The organism is Bisbaumannia salifodinae (assembly GCF_055388505.1).
On record NZ_AP043781.1, the window covers coordinates 4,324,057 to 4,343,110 of the forward strand.

Here is a 19,054-nt window from a genome sequence, read left to right on the forward strand (position 1 = left end):
CCGGGGTCACTCGATGTTCTGGATCTGCTCGCGCATCTGCTCGATCAGCACCTTGAGCTCCACGGCGCAGCGGGTGCTCTCGGCCACCACCGACTTGGAGGAGAGGGTGTTGGCCTCGCGGTTGAGTTCCTGCATCAGGAAGTCGAGGCGGCGGCCGACGGGGCCCTTCTGGGTCAGCTGGCGCTCCACCTCGGCCACGTGGGTCTCCAGGCGGTCGAGCTCCTCGTCCACGTCGGCCTTCTGGGCCAGCAGGGCGATCTCCGCCTCCAGGCGCTGGGGGTCGAGCTCGGCCTGGAGGGCGGCCAGGCGTTCCTGGAGCTGGTGGCGCTGACGCTCGAGGATCGCCGGCAGCAGGCCGCGCACCGTGGTGACCTGCTGGCGAATGCCGGCCAGGCGGTCGCGGATCAGCTCGGCCAGCTTGGCGCCCTCCCGGGCGCGGCCTTCGATCAGGTCGTCCACCGCCGCGGCGAAGAGGGCGCCGGCCTCGGCCTTGATCGCCTCCAGGTCCGGGTCGGCGGCCTCGACGACGCCGGGGTGATCGAGCAGCGCCAGGGCGTTCGGCATGGGGGCATCGGGAATCTCGGCGCGGACCTGCTGCAGGGCGAAGCTCAGGGCGGCGAGGCGTTGACGGTTGATAGTCAGCGCCTCGCCCTCGCCGGCGGGCTCGAAGCGCAGGCTGCACTCCACCTTGCCCCGGGCCAGACGGCGGCGCAGGGTCTCGCGGAAGGCCGGCTCCAGGTCGCGGAGGCTGTCGGGAAGGCGGAAATGGGGTTCCAGGTAGCGCTGGTTCACGGAGCGCAGCTCCAGCTGCAGGCTACCCCAGTTGGCGTCCCGGCTCAGCCGGGTGAAGGCGGTCATGCTGTGAACCATGGGAACTCCTGATGGCGGGCGCAGGGGGCGACAGTGTAACCGATTAAGGGTGTAGAATGACCGCCCTGCCAGAGGTTCCAGGGCCATTGTCGTTGGCATGGCTCGGCCCAGAGATTTCACCCGAAGATGAGAGGTTCTATGCGCCCCAGCGGACGACAGCCCGACCAGCCCCGCGAGATTCGCCTGACCCGCGACTACACCCGCCACGCCGAGGGCTCGGTGCTGGTGGAGTTCGGCGACACCAAGGTGCTGTGCAACGCCAGCGTCGAGGCCGGGGTACCGCGCTGGCTGCGCGGCAAGGGCCAGGGCTGGGTCACCGCCGAGTACGGCATGCTGCCCCGGGCCACCCACACCCGGAGCGGTCGCGAGGCGGCCCGGGGCAAGCAGGGCGGCCGTACCCTGGAGATCCAGCGGCTGATCGGCCGCTCGCTGCGTGCCGCGGTGAACCTGAAGAAGCTCGGCGAATTCACCATCACCGTGGACTGCGATGTCATCCAGGCCGATGGCGGCACCCGCACCGCCTCCATCACCGGCGGCTGCGTGGCCCTGGTGGACGCCATCCGCTACCTGCAGCGCAAGAAGCTGATCAAGTCCGACCCCTTCCATCAACTGGTGGGCTCCATCTCGGTGGGGCTGTTCAAGGGCCAGCCGGTGGTGGACCTGGACTACCCGGAGGACAGCGCCGCCGATACCGACATGAACGTGGTGATGACCGAAGGGGGCGGCCTGATCGAGGTGCAGGGCACCGCCGAGGCGGGCCAGTTCAGCCGCGCCGAGCTCAACGCCATGCTGGAGCTGGCCGAAGGCGCGGGGGCGACCCTGTTCGCCCGCCAGCGCGAGGCCCTGGGCATTCGCGACTGATTCCGGCCAGACAGGCGACCGCTGAAACGCATCACGCCGGCTGAGTCAGCCGGCGTGATGAGGCCCCAGAGGGGCGGCGACGGAGGCCTGGGTCACAGCGTCAGGTCATATTCCACGATCAGCGGCGCGAACTCCGAGAAGGTGGCGTCGTGGTCGATCCAGGCGTCGACCACATGGCGGCGGAAGTTGGGGCCCACCACCTGGTAGTCGAGGCGCCAGCCCTCCTGGCGGGAGCGCGGCACCTCCTGGTCGAGCCTGGGCCACCAGGTGTACTCGCCGGCGTCGCGGTTGATCTCGCGGAAGGTGTCGATAAAGCCGGTGGGACCGAACAGCTGATCCATCCAGGCCCGCTCCTCGGGCTTGAAGCCCGGGGTGGTCTGATTATCGGCCCAGTTCTCCAGGTCGATGGTCTTGTGGGCGATGTGCCAGGTGCCGCAGATGATGTACTCGCGGCGCTTGCGGGCCATCTTGGCCAGGTACTCCTGGTACTGCTCCATAAAGGCCTGCTTGGCCTGGGGGTCGCTGCCGTCGGGCATCAGGAAGCTGACGATGCTGAAGCGATCGTAGTCGGCCTGCAGGAAGCGCGCCTCATTGTCGCACTGGGGGAAACCCAGGCCGTACATGATCGCCTTGGGGATCTTGCGGCAATAGATCCCCACGCCGGAGAAGCCATCCTCCTCGGCGTCCAGGAAATAGCCCTCGTAGCCTTCCGGGTAGAGGATGCTATCGTCGAGCTCGAAACTCTTGGTCTTCAGGTTCTGCACGCAAACGACATCGGCGTCCTGATTGGCCAGCCAATCCAGGAAGCCGCGGCTCACCGCCTCGCGGATGCCGTTCACATTAATGGTCGCGATCTTCATCACATAGTCCCTTTACCGTCGCGCGTGTATGATACCTGACGTTTCGACGTTTGGGTAAATGGCCCGTACCGATTAACCATGATAGGGGGAAGCGTGGCGGACAGCATGCAGCCATATCAGCGAGAATTCATCGAGTTCGCCATCCAGCAGGGCGTCCTGCGCTTCGGCGAGTTCACCCTCAAGTCCGGGCGGGTCAGCCCCTACTTCTTCAATGCCGGCCTGTTCAAGAGCGGCGCGGCCCTGGCGCGCCTGGGGCGCTGCTATGCCCAGGCCATCGCCGACAGCGGCATCGACTTCGACGTGCTCTTCGGCCCGGCCTACAAGGGCATTCCCCTGGCCGCCACCACCGCCGTGGCCCTGGCCGACGGCCATGACCGCGATACCCCCTTCGCCTTCAATCGCAAGGAGGCCAAGGATCACGGCGAGGGCGGCAATATCGTCGGCGCCGACCTGGCGGGTCGCATCCTGATCATCGACGACGTTATCACCGCCGGCACCGCCATCGGCGAGGTGATGCAGTTGATCGATGCCGCCGGCGCCAAGGCCGCCGGGGTGGTGATCGCCCTGGATCGCCAGGAGCGCGGGAAGGCCGACGGTGAAACGAAGAGCCAAAGCGCCATCCAGGAAGTGCAGGAGCGCTACGGCATGCCGGTGGTGAGCATCGTCACCCTCGACCTGGTGCTTCAGTACCTGGAGGAGCACGCCGGCGAGGAGCTCAAGGCTCACGCCGCGGCGATTCGCGACTACCGGGCCCGTTACGGAATTCAGGCCGACTGACACGGCCTCGGCAAGCAAGGAAAACGAGTCTCCCATGAAAATGATCCCTTCCCTGTGGGTCGCCGGCGCCCTGGCGCTGGCCGCCGGCTCCCTGTGCCAGGCCGCCAGCCTGGACCTTAACCTGAGCGGCGATGCGGTGCAGTTCGAGACCAATGTCGAGGTGACCCCCGGCATTCAGTTGGGCGCCGGCGTGCTGGACAGCGACTACCGCGGCGATGCCACCGCCTGGCACGGCCAGCTGCTCGGCGTGGAACGAACCCGCGATTACGAGATCGCCGTCGGCGCCCGCTGGACCCAGGTGGACAGCGACTTCGGCGACGGCGGCGGCCTGAGCCTGGGCGGCTACGGCTATGCCTACCTGCCCCAGGCGCCGGCGGTCTCCCTGGGCGGCTATGGCTTCTATACCCCCGGCGTGGTCAGCAATGGCGACCTGGACGATGCCGTCGAGTACGGGGTGCGGGCCCGCTATGCGGTGACCGCCAATGTGGACGCCTACCTGGGCTACCGCCGCTTCCGGGCCGACTTCGATCACCCCGGCATCGGCACCCGGACCCTCGACAGCGGCGTGCACGGCGGCGTGCGGCTGGTCTTCTGATCCCCTCCCGTCGCCAGCCGTCGTTGCCTCGGGCCCCGTCATGGGGCCCGAGCGCGTTTGGCCGATGATCGTTTCAGGAAGCGCTTATGCTTGATGTGGTGCTCTACCAGCCCGAGATCCCGCCCAACACCGGCAACCTGATCCGCCTGTGCGCCAACACCGGCTTCCGGTTGCACCTGATCGAGCCGCTGGGCTTCGTGCTGGACGACAAGCGGCTGCGCCGCGCCGGTCTCGACTACCACGAGTGGGCGCGGGTGCGGGTGCATCCCGGCTGGGAGGCCTTCCTCGAAGCGGTGGCGCCGGAGCGGCTCTTCGCGGTTTCCACCCGCGGCGGTACCGGTTACCACGAGCCCCGCTACCGGGAAGGCGACGCCCTGGTGTTCGGCCCCGAGACCCGCGGCCTGCCCCAGGCGCTGCTGGAGGCCCTGCCCGAGTGTCAGCGGCTGCGCATTCCCATGCGCGCGGACAGCCGCAGCCTCAACCTCTCCAATGCCTGCGCGGTACTGGTCTATGAGGCCTGGCGCCAGCTGGGCTTTCCCGGGGCTAGTCTAGCCGGGGCCGAGCCGTCCGGCGGCCCCAAGGAGTAAGTGATGTCGATTCAGCAACGGCTGGCCAAGCTCAACCCCCGCCAGCGGGAGGCGGTGCGCTATATCGACGGCCCCTGCCTGGTGCTGGCCGGGGCCGGCTCCGGCAAGACCAGCGTGATCACCACCAAGATCGCCTACCTGGTGCAGGAGTGCGGCATGAGCGCCCGGCGCATCGCCGCGGTGACCTTCACCAACAAGGCCGCCCGGGAGATGAAGGAGCGGGTCGGCCAGATGCTCAAGGGCAAGGAGGGCCACGGCCTCACCGTCTCCACCTTCCACACCCTGGGCCTGACCATTATCCGCAGCGAGCTCAAGACCCTCGGCTACAAGGCGGGCTTCTCGCTGTTCGACCCGGACGATGCCAAGGCGCTGCTGCGCGACCTGATGAACAAGGACGCCCAGGTGGATGCCGACCAGATCAACCGGGTTCAGGCCACCATCTCCAACTGGAAGAACGACCTGATCCTACCGGGCCAGGCGCTGTCCCACGCCGCCGACGAGGACGAGCTGTTCGCCGCCCGGGTCTATGAGGCCTACAACCGCCACCTCAAGGCCTACAACGCGGTGGACTTCGATGACCTGATCCTGCTGCCGGTGGTGCTGCTGCGCGACGACCCGGAGGCCCTGGCGCGCTGGCGCAAGCGCATCCACTACATGCTGGTGGACGAGTACCAGGACACCAACGTCAGCCAGTACCTGCTGGTCAAGCTGCTGATGGGCGAGCGCCAGACCTTCACCGTGGTGGGCGACGACGACCAGTCGATCTACGCCTGGCGCGGCGCGCGGCCCGAGAACCTGGTGACCCTCGGCGAGGACTTCCCGCGGCTGCAGGTGATCAAGCTGGAGCAGAACTACCGCTCCACCGGCACCATATTGCGCGCCGCCAACACCCTGATCGCCAACAATCCCCACGTCTACGACAAGACGCTGTGGTCGGAGATGGGGCCCGGGGAGCCGATCCGCGTGGTGGTCAACCGCCACGAGGAGGCCGAGGCGGAGCGGGTGGCCAGCGAGATCCTCACCCGGCGCATCAAGGAGTCCGCCGAGTGGCGCGACTTCGCGGTGCTCTACCGGGGCAACTTCCAGGCCCGACTGCTGGAGCTCAAGCTGCAGCACTACCAGATCCCCTACAAGCTCTCCGGGGGCACCTCCTTCTTCTCGCGCAACGAGATCAAGGACGCCATGGCCTACCTGCGGCTGCTGATCAATCCCGCCGACGACAACGCCTTCCTGCGCATCGTCAACGTGCCGCGCCGGGAGATCGGCCCCGGGACCCTGGAGAAGCTCGCCAACTACGCCACCGAGCGGGGCGGCTCGCTGTTCGCCGCCTGTCAGGAAATGGGCCTGGCCGAGCTGCTGCCGGCCCGCGCCGTGGAGCGCCTGGGACGCTTCACCCACTTTATCGAGGCGGTGCGCCGGCGCATGGATGGGGGCGATGCCATCGCCGCCATCCGCGAGATGATCCGCGAGATGGATTACGAGGCCTGGCTTTATCAGAACGCCAGCGCCCCGACCATCGCCGAGCGGCGCATGGCCAACGTCTGGATCCTGATCGATCAGCTGGAGAAGTCGATGGGCCGCGAGGAGGAGAGCAGCGCCTCGGAGGAGACCGAGACCGATGGCGTGGAGGCGGCCATCTCGCGGCTGGTGCTGCGCGATATCCTCGAGCAGCAGGCCGAGGAGGATGACTCCGACCGGGTCCAGCTGCTGACCATGCACGCCTCCAAGGGCCTGGAGTTCCCGCATGTCTACCTGATGGGCTGGGAGGAGGAGCTGTTGCCCCATCGCAATGCCATCGAGGCGGGCACCGTGGAGGAGGAGCGGCGCCTGGCCTATGTGGGCATCACCCGGGCGCGTCGGACCCTGACCCTGACGCTGGCCCGCCAGCGCAAGGCCTATGGCGAGCTGATGGACTGCACGCCGAGCCGCTTCCTGGACGAGCTGCCCGCCGACGACCTGGAGTGGGAAGGCCGCGCCGACAAGGAGGACCCGGACAAGAAGCAGGCCCGGGGCAAGGATGCCATCGCCGGGCTGCGCTCTTTATTGGGCTAAAGGCCCGTGATCGAGAATGACAAAGGGGGCGCCATGTGGCGCCCCCTGCGTCTTGCGTCGATAAGCCGCCGGCCTTACTGGGCCTGGCTGACCATATAGTCGACGATGGCCGTCACTTCGTCATCGGCCAGGCCGGCATTGCCGCCCTTGGGCGGCATGGCGCCCTTGCCGTTGAGGGCGCTCTGGTAGAGGGCCTCGATGCCCTGGTCGATGCGCGGGCCCCAGGCCTCGGCGTCGCCCAGCACCGGGGCACCGGCCACGCCGGCTCCGTGGCAGGCGGCGCAGCCGCTGCTGCCATAGAGGGCCTCGCCATCCAGGCCGTTGCCGCTCTGCTCGGCGGCATCGGCGGTCTCGGCCGCCGCGTCGTCGGTGTCTGCTTCGGCGACGGCTTCCCCGCCGCCGATCTCCGGCAGCTCGCCGTCATAGACCGGCTCGACCAGGTGGTTGACCGCCGCCTTGACCTCATCGTCGGAAAGGTTGGGGTTGCCGCCCCGGGCCGGCATGCCGTTGAAGCCATCGAGGGCGTGGGTGTAGAGGGTCTCGATGCCCTGATCGAGGCGTGCCGCCCAGGCGTCGGCCTCGCCACGCTTGGGCGCGCCGGCGGCCCCGGTGTCGTGGCAGGCCATGCAGACGCTGCCATAGATCTCGGCGCCATCCACGGCGCCGCCGCCACCGCCGCTGGGTGCCGCGCTGGCGACGCCACACTCCTCGCCCTGCAGGCACAGTTCGCCCACCGGCTTGAGTCGCTCGGCGATCGCCTCGCGCTCACTATCGCTCTGGGCCTGTGCAGTCATGGCCAGGCCTGCGGAGAGGCCCAGGGCGGCCAGGCACCCCATCATCAGCTTGCTGGATTTCACTCTCACCACCTCGTCGACGGTACTGTTATTCGAAATCGGGTCGCGCGCTGCGCAAGTGGCGGACAGTATACCGGCATCCCTGCAACCAGGAAAATGGCGTCATCCGTCTCCATTCGCCCAAGGCTCCCTCTCGAGGCCTTTTCCTCGGGCATTGCCGGGCTGGACAGCGGCCGGGGGGGAAGGTAGGATGACGACCGCCTGGCCACCGCGCCGGGCATCGCGCGCCCGTAGCTCAGCTGGATAGAGTACTGCCCTCCGAAGGCAGGGGTCGCAGGTTCGAATCCTGCCGGGCGCGCCACGCTTTCCGAGAAGGGCCCGCGATCACTCGCGGGCCCTTCGTCGTTTTCGGGTGTCGTTTCGGCGCCGCACGCCATTTCATCAGATTTTCTTAATGTTTTTCAGTGGGGTACAGTCTCCCCCGCCTTGGCCGATGACTCAGTAGAGCCCCGTCCGCCGAGGAGTCCCCCATGCGTTTGCCCGTCCTGTTTTCACCCCTGTCGGTTGTCCTGCTGGGAGCCTGTCTGTTGATGCTGGGCGCCCCCCTGGCCCAGGCCCAGGAAGGCCCCGCCCTTACCGTGACCCGGGGCGGGGAGAGTTGGGCGCTGCGCCTGGCCGAGATCGAGCGCCATGGCCTTCACGAGGTGGCGATGCGCCATTTCGAGGGGCTGGAGGGGCGCTTCGCCGGCGTCTGGCTGGACGACTTCCTGGCCGCCGAGGGGCTGGATGATGCCTCCCGGGTACGCTTTATCGCCCATGACGATTACACCACCTTCCTGACCCCGGCCCAGCGGGCGGAGAAGGCCTATCTGCTGGTGACCCGCCTCGACGATGCCCCCCTGGGGCGGGAGCAGCTCGGCCCCCTGATGCTGGTGGTGCCGGCAGAGGCGGCGGCGGTGCTGGAGGGCAGTGAACCCTCGTCCCGCTGGATCTGGGCGATCCGTGAGGTCAGCGCCCGGTGAGGACGGAGCGCCGCTTGGCGCTTGGCATGGCGGGGGCCTTCGCCCTGCTGGTGGCGCTGAGCCTGCTGGCGGTGAGTACTTATATCACCGAGGCGCGCCGCCATGTGGGGGCCGACTATATCTCCATGGTCACCGACGTGGTACGCGCCCAGGAGGACGCGGTGCGCCTGCGGCTGACCCTGGATAACCTCCGGGACAGCAGCGATGCGCTGCATGTGGAGCAACTGGAGCAACTGCTCTGGGTCATCGAGCTGCGGATACGCAGCATTACCCAGTCACTGCAGCGCAGCGAGATCCCCCGGGCGGCCTATCGCCCCCTGATGGAGGAACTGGTCCATCTGGAATCGCGCCTGCCGTCGCTGGAGCGCGCCCTGGCGGCCTATGCGGCGGGGCGTGACCCGCGCCGCCTGGAGGAGGTGGGACGGGAGGTGGAGGAGGGTCTGGCCTGGTCCTATAGCGAACTCAATGAACTCCTGCACCTGGCCTCGGCGACCCAGCGACGCATGATGGAACGCCTGACCCTGGCGGTGACCGCCCTGGGGCTGGTGGCGGTGCTGATGGTGGGCGGGCTGATGCTGACCCTGCTACGCATCTATCAGCAACGCGAGACCCTGGCCCAACAGAGCCGCACCGATCCGCTCACCGGTCTGGATAACCGCCGCCATCTCTATGACGTGGCCGCCGAGGAGTTCGCGCGTTATCGGCGCAGCGGCGAGGCCCCCAGCCTGATATTGATCGACCTGGATCACTTCAAGCGCATCAATGACGCCCATGGTCATCCCACCGGGGACGCCGTCCTGGTGGCCCTGGCGGAGGCCCTGAGCGATGAGGTGCGCGCCATGGATCGGGTGGCGCGCCTGGGCGGCGAGGAATTCGCCCTCTTCCTGCCCGCCTGCGACGAGTCGGGGGCCTGCCGGCTCGCCGAGCGGGTGCGCTGTTGTATCGCCGGCCTGGCGTTGCCGGGCCGGGCCGCGGGGGAGCGGCTGACCGCCAGCCTCGGTGTGGCCACCGCCGGCCCCGGCATGGACGGCTTCGAGGCCCTCTATGCCCTGGCCGACCGGCGCCTCTATCGGGCCAAGGCGAATGGCCGTGATCGCGTGGAGTGCAGCGCCGGCGGTGCCTCTAGGGTCATGTCGACTCCTTGAGCCCCAGGCGCCTGGCCAAACGGTGCAGGTTGCCGGGGTCCATGCCCAGGCGTCGGGCGGCGCCGGCCCAGTTGTTGCCCTCCGCCGCCAGGGCCCGGGCGATATAGTCGCGCTGGAAGGCCTCGCTGGCCTCTCGCAGCGGCCGTTCTGGTGGCAGCGAGGGCGCCGCGGCCTGCGCCGGGGTGGCGGAGGCGGCCTCGGGCAGGGCCAGGTGATGGCGTTCGATGGCCACCGGGCGGCGGCGTCGATCCGCCGCCGGGCCGTCGGCCAGGGCGCGCAGCGCCGCCCGGGCCAGGGTATGCTCCAGTTCGCGGATATTGCCCGGCCACTGCCAGTCGAGCAGGGCCGTGCCCGCCGCCGGACTCAGGCGCAGGTTGGCCAGCCCCAGGCGGATGCGGTTGATCTCCAGGAAATGGCCGGCCAGCAGCGGAATATCCTCGCGGCGTCGGCGCAGCGGCGGCACCTCCAGGGGGAAGGCACCGAGGCGGTGGTAGAGGTCCTCGCGGAAGCGGCCGGCGGCCACCTCGGCGGCCAGGTCGCGATTGGTCACCGCCACGATACGCACGTCCACCGGCTCCGGGCGCTCCTGGCCCAGGGGCTGGATCTCTCCCTCCTGCAGCACCCGCAGAAACTTGGCCTGCAGCGCCAGGGGCAGCTCGCCGATCTCGTCCAGCATCAGGGTGCCGCCGTCGGCCATGCGGAAGTGGCCGCGATGATCCTGCACCGCCCCGGAGAAGGCGCCGCGGCGATGGCCGAACAGGGCGCTCTCCGCCAGGCTCTCCGGCAGGGCGGCGCAGTTGACCTGCACCAAGGGGCCCTGATGGCGCTCGGAGCGGGCATGCAGGGCGCGGGCGATCAGCTCCTTGCCGACCCCGGTCTCGCCGTGCAGCAGCACGCTCATGGCGGTGGGCGCCACCAGTGCCACATTGGCCATCAGTTGGCGCATGGCGGGGCTGTTCCAGTGTTGGATGCCCGCCGGGGGCGCCTCCTGCTCCAGGGCCTCGTTGAGCCGTGAGCGGGTGGTGCTGAGCCGGTCGGCCAGGCGCAAACAGGTGCCCAGCAGGTGGGCGGCGGCGGCCAGCTCCGCCTCGTCCAGCGCGGCCAGGGCCCCGGGCGTCAGGGCATCCAGGGTCAGCAGGCCGGTGAGGCGTTCGTCATCGTCGCGCAGCGCCACCCCCAGGCAGTCGTGGACCGGGTTGAGGGCCTCGTCGAGCAGGCCGTCGAAGGGGTCGGGAAGCTCGCTGCCCGGGGGGAAGCGACACACGCCGGGATGGGCGGCGATGGCCGCCAGCCGCGGATGCTCGACGAGGCGGAAACGCCGCCCGCGGACCTCGTCGGGCAGCCCCAGCACCGCCACCGGGCGCAGGGTTTCCTTCTCCAGCACCATCAGGGTGCTGGCATCGGCGGGATAGTCCCCCACCAGGGTCTCCAGCAGCCGGGCCCAGGCCGCCTGGGCGGGGGCCTCATGGGTCAGCTGGGTGAGCAGATGGCGCAGGGCTTCCAGGAAGTCGGTCATCAGTGTCACTCGAACAATACCATTGTCACTATAACAGCATTAATCGAGTCAAAATAACACTCTTAGGACGTCGCTCCGGGGGACTAGGGGGGGATGCTCAGGGGCGCTGGGGGCAGGTCGGAGCAAAGCGTCTTTTTCATGGACGAAAAAGTCGAGCGTCCAGGGACGGATTCACAGCGTCTTTGCGAAGGCCTGCCCCCAGGAAAGCCCCGGGCCTCAACGAGACGAACACCTAGCACCATGGGCCGGCTCGGCATCATCGAGCGGGAGGTTGGCATGGCGTTTGCTGTAGGAAATAGGCAAAGCGCCAACCCACTCGATGATCAAGGAACGCCATGCTGACTCACGACCAGGAACAGCTGATCGCCGCCACCGCCCCGGTGGTCGCCGAACACCTCGATGCCATTACCCAGCGCTTCTATCCGCTGATGTTCGACCGCTACCCGGAGGTCAAGGCCCTCTTCAACCAGGCCCACCAGGCCAATGGCGCCCAGCCCCGCGCCCTGGCCGGGGCGGTGCTGGCCTATGTGCAGCTGCGTGGCGAACCGGCCCGGGCCCGGGCGGCGCTAGGCACGGCGATCAGCAAGCATGTCTCCCTGGGCATCGCCCCGGAGCAGTACCCCATCGTCGGCGAGTGCCTGATGGCGGCCATCGGCGAGGTGCTGGGCGAGGCGCTGACGGCGGAGATCGCCGCCGCCTGGGGCGCCCTCTACGAGGAGTTGGCGGGGCTGCTGATCGAGCTGGAATCCCACCACTACCACGCCTTCGCCAGCCTCCCCGGCGGCTGGCAGGGCACCCGCACCTTCCGCCTCGCCGAACGACGCCGGGAGAGCGAGGTGATCACCTCCTTCCTGCTGGAGCCGGTGGACGGCGGCCCGGTGGCGGACTTCCAGCCGGGGCAGTATATCGGCGTCAAGCTGAGCCTGGACGGCGAGACCCACTATCGTCACTACAGCCTCTCCGCCTACCCCAACGGGCAGAGCTATCGCCTCTCCATCAAGCGCGAGCCCGGTGGCCGGGTCAGCGGCCATTTCCACGAGCGGATGGCGGTGGGCGATACCCTGGAACTGCTGCCCCCGGCCGGCGACCTGACCCTGGTGCCCGGCGCCGCCCCGGTGATGCTGCTCAGCGGCGGCGTGGGCCAGACCCCGATGCTGCCCCTGGCCCGCCAGGCCCTGGAGCAGGGGCGCCGGGTGATCTATGTGCATGCCGCTCGCGACGCCGCTCATCACGCCTTCGGCGAGGCGCTGGCCGAGCTGGGGCGTGACTACCCCAATCGTCTCACCAGCACCCTGCTCTTCGAGGAGGGGGAAGGGGGCGACCATCGCGGGCGTATCGATCGCGACTTGCTGGCGTCGCTGCTACCCGAGGGCGAGGCGCATTGCTACTTCGTCGGCCCCCAGGGTTTCATGAGCGCGGTAAACGCCCACCTGGACGCCCTCGGCGTGCCCGCCGCGCGGCGTCATTTCGAGCACTTCGGCCCGGCCCGGCCGCTGGCCGCCGCCTGATCGGCCTCCGCCTCCCGATCCTCGGGGGACGGGAAGTCCACCTCGAAGCCCCGGGCGTCCAACTGACGGATCCGCGCGGGGCGTCCTTGGCTGTCCAGCTCTACCAGGCCCAGGCCGCTGCCGTTCCACAGCCGCTCGCCGGCCTCGGCGCGATCCGGGTCCCGGGGCGTGATATGCATGGGGCGCCGCTGGGTAAACCAGTTGAGCGGCGAGCGCGGCGCATAGAGCCAGCGATTGAGGCGATCGAATGTGCTGAGCAGCGGCTCCGGGAAGCCGTTCTTGATGCCGCTGGAGGTGATCTGCCAGAGCCGTGGCCCCTGGCGGCGGTGGCGGATGCGGATGTCGTAGACGAAGGAGTAGTGGACGTCCCCGGAGAGGATCACGTAGTTGCCGGGGGTCTGGCTATGGCGAAAGATATTGAGCATCACGCTGGCCGCGCCGCGGTGGGCCATCCAGTTCTCGGCGTCCACCAGCAGCGGCTTGCCGGCCAGCACGAAGAGCTTCTGGATGCCCTCGATCAGCTTGACTCCGAACATCGGCGCCGGCGAGACGATCACTACCGACTCGCTGCCCAGCAGCGCCTGCTGCAGCTCGCATAGCGCCTCCCAGTCCATCAGCCCCGAGGGGCGCCCCGGGCGGCGTTCGTTGCGCCAGCGCCGGGTACGGGTGTCCAGCACCAGCAGCGGCGGCGTGCCGGGAACGCGGAAGCCCCAGTCGCGGTGGCCGCGCAGCGCCTCCAGCAGGGCATCCTGGGACGGCGCCGGCAGGCCCTCCTCCCGCTCGTGGGTCTCTCCCAGCAACGCCTCGGCCTGCTCGATCAGTCCCGCCATCCTCTCGGGATCATTGCCCCAGCCCTGGCACAGCAGGTAGCCCCAGAGGGCGTTGCCGATGATGCGCCGCGAGAAGGGGTGGCCATAGGCGCAGGCCTCCCACTCGGCGGTCAGATTCCAGTCATCGGTGACGTCGTGATCGTCGAAGATCATCAGCGAGGGCAGGTGGGCCAGCAGCCGGGCGCACTGGGGTAGCCCGGCCACGAAGGCCTCGATGACCTCCTGCTCCTCGTCGTAGCGCGCGTCCAGTTCCTCGGGTAGTGCCGGCCGGGACGGGGCGATCAGGCCCCAGGGCACCGGTGACCACATCAGCAGGTACATGGCCATCACCTCGGCGAAGGTGATCAGGTGGTTGTGGGCGTTGGCCGAGGTGAAGACCGGCTTGCGGGCGCCGCCGAAGAAGCGCTCGCGCAGCGCCACATTGACGGTGATATCGGGGAGCAGCGCTTCGCGGCGGTAGTAGCCGGAGGGGGCGGCGTAGAGGGCCTGGCTATCCGCCACGGTGGCACCCTCCAGCACCTCGTCCACCAGCCCCAGGCGGCGGATCAGGGCATGGATGGCGGCCAGCATGGGCCCGGCCACGTCGTCGGCGTAGACCTGGTCGCCGGTCATCAGCAGCCAGGCGGGCCAGGCCTCGGGCCGGTCGCGGCGCTCGGCCAGCCAGTCGTCGCCGCACACCAGGCCATCCTCGCCCCGATGGTGGGGCTTGCGGCAGGAGCCGTGGAGCAGGCGGCGCTGGTCCTCGGCGAGCACGAAGGCGGGCCGCGACTCGCCGTCGTAGCAGAGGTGGGGCGCCCAGTCGGCGATGCCCGGGGTGCCATCGCGATCCTCCAGGCGCAGGTCATAGCCGATACGCCGGCCCCGGGGCAGGGGCGTGGCCAGTGGCACCTCGATCAGATGCAGCCAGGCGTGGCGGCCCACCGGAATACGCCGCAGGCGCTCCTCGCCGAGCCTCAGGCGCCGCGGTGGCGCGCCCTCCGGGTGGAGGTGCAGGCCGAGTTCCAGGGGCCGGGAGCCCACCAGCCAGAGCACCAGGCGTTCCGGGCTCAGGCGGCGCAGCAGGGGGCCGGCGAGGATATCGGGAAGGGGCTGATCGTCCATGGGCAAGGGCATCGCAGTGGGTTGGGCGCCTTGGCGGCCGGGTAATCAGCATCCCCGATCGGCCCCGGGCCTGGCAAGCCGGGCGGGGCGGGTGAGTGGAAACGTTGATGGCGGGACTGGGCCTTCGTGCATTAGCGGCTACGCTTACTGGATCGACGATTGAACGGTCATTTAATTGCCATCCGATGGACATCCGGTGGCCGCACAATCGTTGCGCTATCCACGGCTGTCGACTCAACCTGTCCACCGGAGAGAGAACCATGTCGATCACGCGTCGTCGTTTCCTCAAGGGGTCGCTGGCGGCGGGCGCCGCCGCCACGGCGCCCGCCTTCTATATCAACAGCGCCCTGGCCCAGGAGCAGACCCTGCGCATCTATGCCTGGGCCGGCTACTTCACCGATGCCATGCTGGCGGATTTCACCGAGAAGACCGGTATCCGCGCCACCTTCACCCCCTATGGCACCAACGACGAGCTGATGAACTCCCTGCGCGCCACCGACGGCAGCGGCTTCGACGTCATCATGCCCACCGTGGACCGGGTGCCCGGCTACCTGGACTATGACCTGGTCCAGCCCCTGGACACCTCCCGCATCAACTGGGACGGCGCCCTGGAGAGCGCCATCGAGGGCTCCGAGGTGGGCGGCGTGGTGGACGGGCGCCGCTACTTCGCGCCCAGTGACTGGGGCACCGAGGCGATCACCTGGCACCGTCGCTATGCCAGTATCGATCGCGCCAACCTCAGCTATGCGGACCTGTGGAACCCGGAGCATGGCCAGGGCGTCACGGTGCGCGGCCACTCCGCCCTGGTGGGCATCGGCCTGTGGCTGGAGCGGGAGGGCCGGCTGCCCTTCCCGCTGCTCGACTCCTACAAGAGCGAGGAGGCGATGCGCGCCAACTTCGACGTCATCCTCGAGGAGGCGGTCAAGCACAAGCAGATGCTGGTGCAGTTCTGGGACACCGAGAACGAGGCCCAGGCGGCCTTCCGCACCAACGGCGCCATCATCGGCCAGACCTGGGACTCCACCGCCTTCCGCCTGCAGCAGGAGGGCGAGGACATCGCCTATGGCGCGCCCCGGGAGGGGGCCCTGGCGTGGATGGAGGGTTTCGTGATTCCCCGCAACGCCCAGAACCCGGACGCCGTCTACGAGCTGATCAACTGGTACTACACCCCGGAGGCGGGGGCCATGTTCGTCGAGGCCACCGGCTACAACTCCACCGCCAAGGGCGCCACCGAGCTGTTGCCGGAGGCCACCCGGCAGTTCTTCACCGACTCCTACAGCGAGCAAGACCTGGCCAACCTCTGGTGGTGGCCGATCCAGGAGCCCTGGTACGTGGCGCTGCGCAACGAGTATCAGGATCGCTACCTAAGCGCCTGAGTGAGCGGCCCCCGGCATTCCGGGGGCCGTGCTTCCGTCGATCGAAGAAGGCAAGCGCGCAATGGACGCTAGCGTCGAACTGGATCGGGTGGTGATGCGCTTCGGCGACTTCACCGCCATCGAGGAGACCTCCCTGGCCATCGCCTCCGGCGAGTTCTTCAGCTTCCTCGGCCCCTCGGGCTGCGGCAAGACCACCCTGCTCAATATCGTCAGCGGCTTCCTGACCCCCAGTGCCGGGGAGGTGCGCATCGGTGGCGAGGCCATGGCCGGGGTCTCGGTGAACCGCCGCCCCACTGCGATGATCTTCCAGAACCTGGCGCTCTTCCCGCTGATGACGGTGTTCGAGAACATCGAGTTCGGTCTCGAGGTGCGCGGCATCGATCGCAAGACGCGGCGCGCCACCTCGGAGCGGCTGCTGGCCCTGGTGGCCCTGGAGGGCAGCGGCCCCAAGAAGGTCACCGAGCTCTCCGGCGGCCAGAAGCAGCGGGTGGCCATCGCCCGGGCCCTGGCGGTGGAGCCCCGGGTGCTGCTGCTCGACGAGCCGCTCTCGGCCCTGGACCTCAAGCTGCGCCAGCATATGCGGGTGGAGCTCAAGGCGATCCAGCGCAAGACCGGCATCACCTTTATCTATATCACCCACGACCAGGGCGAGGCCCTCAATATGTCGGACCGGGTGGCGGTGATGTCGGCGGGGCACCTCCAGCAGGTGGCCGACCCCATGACCCTCTACCGCTCGCCCCAGACCGGCTTCGTGGCCGCCTTCGTGGGCGAGAACAACCGCCTGGAGGCCAAGGTCATCGACCAGGATGGCGAGCGGGTCCGCCTGGACGGCGGCGCCCTGGGCGAGCTGAGCGGGCGCGGCACCGCGCCCACCCCCCTGGCCAATGGCGCCGCCGCGGCCCTCTATGTGCGCCCCGAGCACCTGCGCCCGGTGGCCCCGGGCCAGGGCCTCGAGGCCACGATCGAGGCGCTGCACTTCGAGGGCGCCTGGCTGATGCTGGAGACGCGGCTCGCCGCCAGCGGCGAGAAGCTCCGGGTGCAGTTGGGCCACGAACTCTCCCGCCAGCATCTCGAGGCGCTCCAGCCGGGGCGGCGCGCCCACTTCGGCTTCGATCCCGAGGACGCGGTGGTGTTGGCCGACGCCGGCGGCCCGGCGCTGGACGAGGCCACCGGCGAGGTGGTGGAGGGCGCCCATGTTTAGGCAGCTGCGGGCGCGCTTCGGCGGCCCCTTGGCGGCGGCGATCCTGGCCCTGCTGGGGATCTGGCTGATCGTCATGGTCACCCTGCCCCAGTTGCAGATGATCGACTACTCGCTGCGTCCCAACCTGCTGCCGGCCCAGCTAGGCGGGCCCGAGGACAACTGGACCCTGGCCAATTACGTCACCCTGTTCAACAACGAGATCCACCGGGCGATCTTCTTCAAGACGCTGTGGTCCAGCGTGCTGGTGACCCTGCTGACGCTGATGGTCAGCTACCCGCTGGCCTACTACCTGGCCAAGCTGGCCAGCCCGCGGCAGGCGGCGCTATGCATCCTGCTGCTGATCATTCCCTTCTGGATCAACGAGATCCTGCGCACCTACTCGTGGTTTATCATCCTGGCGTTTCGCGGCCCGCTCAACGAGGTGCTGATGATGCTGGGGCTGATCGACCGCCCCATCCGCTTCCTCAGCGGCGATGCCGGGGTCATGGTGGGCATGGTTTACGCCTATATCCTGTTTATGGTCTTCCCCATCTACAACGTCATCGAGAGCCTCGACGACAACCAGGTGCGGGCGGCCCGGGACCTGGGCGCCGGCACCCTGCGCACCCATCGGCGCATCATCATTCCCCATGCCAAGCCGGGCATCGCCACCGGCTGCATCATGACCTTTATGCTGGCGGCGGGCAGCTATGCGGTGCCGGCCCTGCTGGGCTCGCCGGGCAGCCGCTGGTTCACCCAGATCATCTACAACTGGTTCTTCGAGGGCGGCAACTGGAACCAGGGGGCGGCCTACGCCTTCCTGCTGCTGATCCTGTGCATCGGCTTCATGTCGCTGGTGATGAAGGTCTTCAAGGTGGGGCTGGGGGATATCGCCAAGTAGCCTCGGGAGCCGGATGCAGCGGCTTGTCCGAGGAACCACCTCGCAAAGACGCTGTGAACCCCTCCATGGGCGCTCGGCATTCTCGTCCCTGATAATGACGCTTTGCTCGTGTGGTCCCTCGGCGCCGCTTACTGGGACATCAAAGGATGGATTCGATGAGTTCGCAACGACTGATGAGCTGGGCCCTGCGCGGCTATGTGGTGGTGTTCTTCGCCTACCTCTTCCTGCCGCTGCTGGTGATGGCGGCGGCGACCTTCAACGACAGCCGCTTCCCCACCGTGACCCCCTGGGACGGCACCACCCTGCGCTGGTTTGGCGAGCTGGCCGCCGATGGCGGCATGTGGCAGGCGCTCACCAACAGCCTGATCGTCGCCGCCGGGGTGCTGGTGGTGGCGGTGCCCATCGGCATCGCCACGGCGCTCTTCCTCAACACGGTGTCTAGCCGCGCCAAGCCCTTCCTCTATGCGCTGATCCTCTCGCCGCTGCTGACCCCGGGGGTGATCATCGGTATCTCGACGCTGATCTTCTGGCGCCAGTGGGGGGTGAGCGGCGGCATCCTGCTCACCGTGCTGGGCCAGGCCACCTTTATCACCGCCTATGTGATGCTGATGGTCACCGCCCGGCTGCAGCGCTTCGACCGCACCATGGAGCGCGCCGCCCTGGACCTGGGCGCCAGCCAGTGGCAGATGTTCCGGCGCATCCTGCTGCCCTACCTCCGGCCGGCGATCCTCTCGGCGGCGGTGATCGCCTTCCTGCAATCCTTCGAGAACTACAACACCACCCTCTTCGTGGTGGGCTATGACACCACCCTCACCGTCTATATCGCCTCCAAGGTGCGCACCGGCCTGACCCCGGCGGTCAACGCCCTGGGGCTGATCCTGATCCTGGTCACGGTGCTGCTGGCCATCGCCTACGAGATCAAGCGGCGCCGGGAGACCCGGGTGCCCGGCGTCTAGTGACAACTCGAAGTGCCATCGGCGTCGATCGGGTGCGGATTCTGGCCGCGTGATGGCGAGAAAGGCTAAAATGCGTCGCATTAAGTTGATTAAATGACGTATTGCGTCATTTCTACCTGACGG

At 68.4% G+C, this 19,054-nt stretch carries 17 protein-coding genes and 1 tRNA gene; 13 read left to right on the plus strand and 5 right to left on the minus strand.

All coding sequences use genetic code 11. The features are described 5' to 3' along the window. Positions 1-6: 6 nt before the first annotated feature. On the minus strand, positions 7-870 hold the full coding sequence (locus tag ACZ5EF_RS20220) for a YicC/YloC family endoribonuclease (protein WP_346060774.1): 864 nt from the start codon (positions 868-870) through the stop codon (positions 7-9). A gap of 138 nt (positions 871-1,008) precedes the next feature. Here ACZ5EF_RS20220 and rph point away from each other — a divergent pair, with 138 nt between their 5' ends. Continuing rightward, positions 1,009-1,731 (plus strand): ribonuclease PH, encoded by a 723-nt coding sequence (rph, locus tag ACZ5EF_RS20225; protein WP_346060773.1) that lies wholly within the window; start codon positions 1,009-1,011, stop codon positions 1,729-1,731. Positions 1,732-1,823: 92 nt separating this feature from the next. Here rph and ACZ5EF_RS20230 read toward each other — a convergent pair whose 3' ends face one another. After that, complete coding sequence (locus ACZ5EF_RS20230; protein ID WP_346060772.1) at positions 1,824-2,591, minus strand: exodeoxyribonuclease III; 768 nt, start codon at positions 2,589-2,591, stop codon at positions 1,824-1,826. Between the two features lie 105 nt (positions 2,592-2,696). Between ACZ5EF_RS20230 and pyrE the strand changes: the two genes are divergently transcribed. The 4 genes from pyrE to rep all read left to right on the plus strand — a co-directional run bounded on the left by pyrE (position 2,697) and on the right by rep (position 6,602). Next, positions 2,697-3,368: an orotate phosphoribosyltransferase gene (gene pyrE, locus ACZ5EF_RS20235; protein WP_346060771.1), complete on the plus strand. Its 672-nt coding sequence runs from the start codon at positions 2,697-2,699 to the stop codon at positions 3,366-3,368. 34 nt (positions 3,369-3,402) lie between these two features. Further along, the gene (locus tag ACZ5EF_RS20240) at positions 3,403-3,963 is read left to right on the plus strand and encodes a YfaZ family outer membrane protein (RefSeq protein WP_346060770.1); all 561 of its coding nucleotides are present in this window, start codon (positions 3,403-3,405) and stop codon (positions 3,961-3,963) included. A gap of 86 nt (positions 3,964-4,049) precedes the next feature. After that, positions 4,050-4,550, plus strand: coding sequence for a tRNA (uridine(34)/cytosine(34)/5-carboxymethylaminomethyluridine(34)-2'-O)-methyltransferase TrmL (trmL, locus tag ACZ5EF_RS20245; RefSeq protein ID WP_346060769.1), 501 nt, complete (start codon positions 4,050-4,052; stop codon positions 4,548-4,550). 3 nt (positions 4,551-4,553) lie between these two features. After that, positions 4,554-6,602, plus strand: coding sequence for a DNA helicase Rep (gene rep, locus ACZ5EF_RS20250; protein ID WP_346060768.1), 2,049 nt, complete (start codon positions 4,554-4,556; stop codon positions 6,600-6,602). Between the two features lie 74 nt (positions 6,603-6,676). Here the strand turns inward: rep and ACZ5EF_RS20255 are convergent, their stop codons facing one another. After that, positions 6,677-7,459 (minus strand): c-type cytochrome, encoded by a 783-nt coding sequence (locus ACZ5EF_RS20255; protein WP_346060767.1) that lies wholly within the window; start codon positions 7,457-7,459, stop codon positions 6,677-6,679. A 221-nt stretch (positions 7,460-7,680) separates the two neighbouring features. On the opposite strand from ACZ5EF_RS20255, the gene ACZ5EF_RS20260 reads away from it, so the two are divergent. From ACZ5EF_RS20260 to ACZ5EF_RS20270, 3 genes are all read left to right on the plus strand, one after another. After that, positions 7,681-7,757 (plus strand) — tRNA-Arg (locus ACZ5EF_RS20260). 169 nt (positions 7,758-7,926) lie between these two features. Continuing rightward, positions 7,927-8,418, plus strand: a complete 492-nt coding sequence (locus tag ACZ5EF_RS20265; protein ID WP_346060766.1) for a molybdopterin-dependent oxidoreductase — start codon at positions 7,927-7,929, stop codon at positions 8,416-8,418. Between the two features lie 14 nt (positions 8,419-8,432). Then, a complete protein-coding gene (locus tag ACZ5EF_RS20270; protein ID WP_346060765.1) occupies positions 8,433-9,563 on the plus strand; it encodes a GGDEF domain-containing protein in 1,131 nt (376 codons plus the stop codon). Here the strand turns inward: ACZ5EF_RS20270 and norR are convergent. Next, positions 9,547-11,079: a nitric oxide reductase transcriptional regulator NorR gene (gene norR / locus ACZ5EF_RS20275; RefSeq protein WP_346060764.1), complete on the minus strand. Its 1,533-nt coding sequence runs from the start codon at positions 11,077-11,079 to the stop codon at positions 9,547-9,549. The genes ACZ5EF_RS20270 and norR overlap by 17 nt on opposite strands. 335 nt (positions 11,080-11,414) lie before the next feature. Between norR and hmpA the strand changes: the two genes are divergently transcribed. Continuing rightward, positions 11,415-12,587 (plus strand): NO-inducible flavohemoprotein, encoded by a 1,173-nt coding sequence (gene hmpA / locus ACZ5EF_RS20280; protein ID WP_346060763.1) that lies wholly within the window; start codon positions 11,415-11,417, stop codon positions 12,585-12,587. Here the strand turns inward: hmpA and ACZ5EF_RS20285 are convergent. Continuing rightward, positions 12,542-14,518 (minus strand): metallophosphoesterase family protein, encoded by a 1,977-nt coding sequence (locus ACZ5EF_RS20285; protein WP_346060762.1) that lies wholly within the window; start codon positions 14,516-14,518, stop codon positions 12,542-12,544. The genes hmpA and ACZ5EF_RS20285 overlap by 46 nt on opposite strands. 260 nt (positions 14,519-14,778) lie before the next feature. Between ACZ5EF_RS20285 and ACZ5EF_RS20290 the strand changes: the two genes are divergently transcribed. The 4 genes from ACZ5EF_RS20290 (at position 14,779) to ACZ5EF_RS20305 (ending at position 18,931) form a co-directional block, all read left to right on the plus strand. Beyond that, positions 14,779-15,894, plus strand: a complete 1,116-nt coding sequence (locus ACZ5EF_RS20290) for an extracellular solute-binding protein (protein WP_346060761.1) — start codon at positions 14,779-14,781, stop codon at positions 15,892-15,894. Positions 15,895-15,955: 61 nt separating this feature from the next. After that, positions 15,956-17,095, plus strand: a complete 1,140-nt coding sequence (locus ACZ5EF_RS20295) for an ABC transporter ATP-binding protein (protein ID WP_346060760.1) — start codon at positions 15,956-15,958, stop codon at positions 17,093-17,095. After that, positions 17,088-17,975, plus strand: a complete 888-nt coding sequence (locus ACZ5EF_RS20300; protein WP_346060759.1) for an ABC transporter permease — start codon at positions 17,088-17,090, stop codon at positions 17,973-17,975. The genes ACZ5EF_RS20295 and ACZ5EF_RS20300 overlap by 8 nt, the downstream gene beginning before the upstream one ends. Positions 17,976-18,130: 155 nt before the next feature. Continuing rightward, positions 18,131-18,931, plus strand: a complete 801-nt coding sequence (locus ACZ5EF_RS20305; RefSeq protein ID WP_346060758.1) for an ABC transporter permease — start codon at positions 18,131-18,133, stop codon at positions 18,929-18,931. The last annotated feature ends 123 nt before the right edge of the window (positions 18,932-19,054 follow it).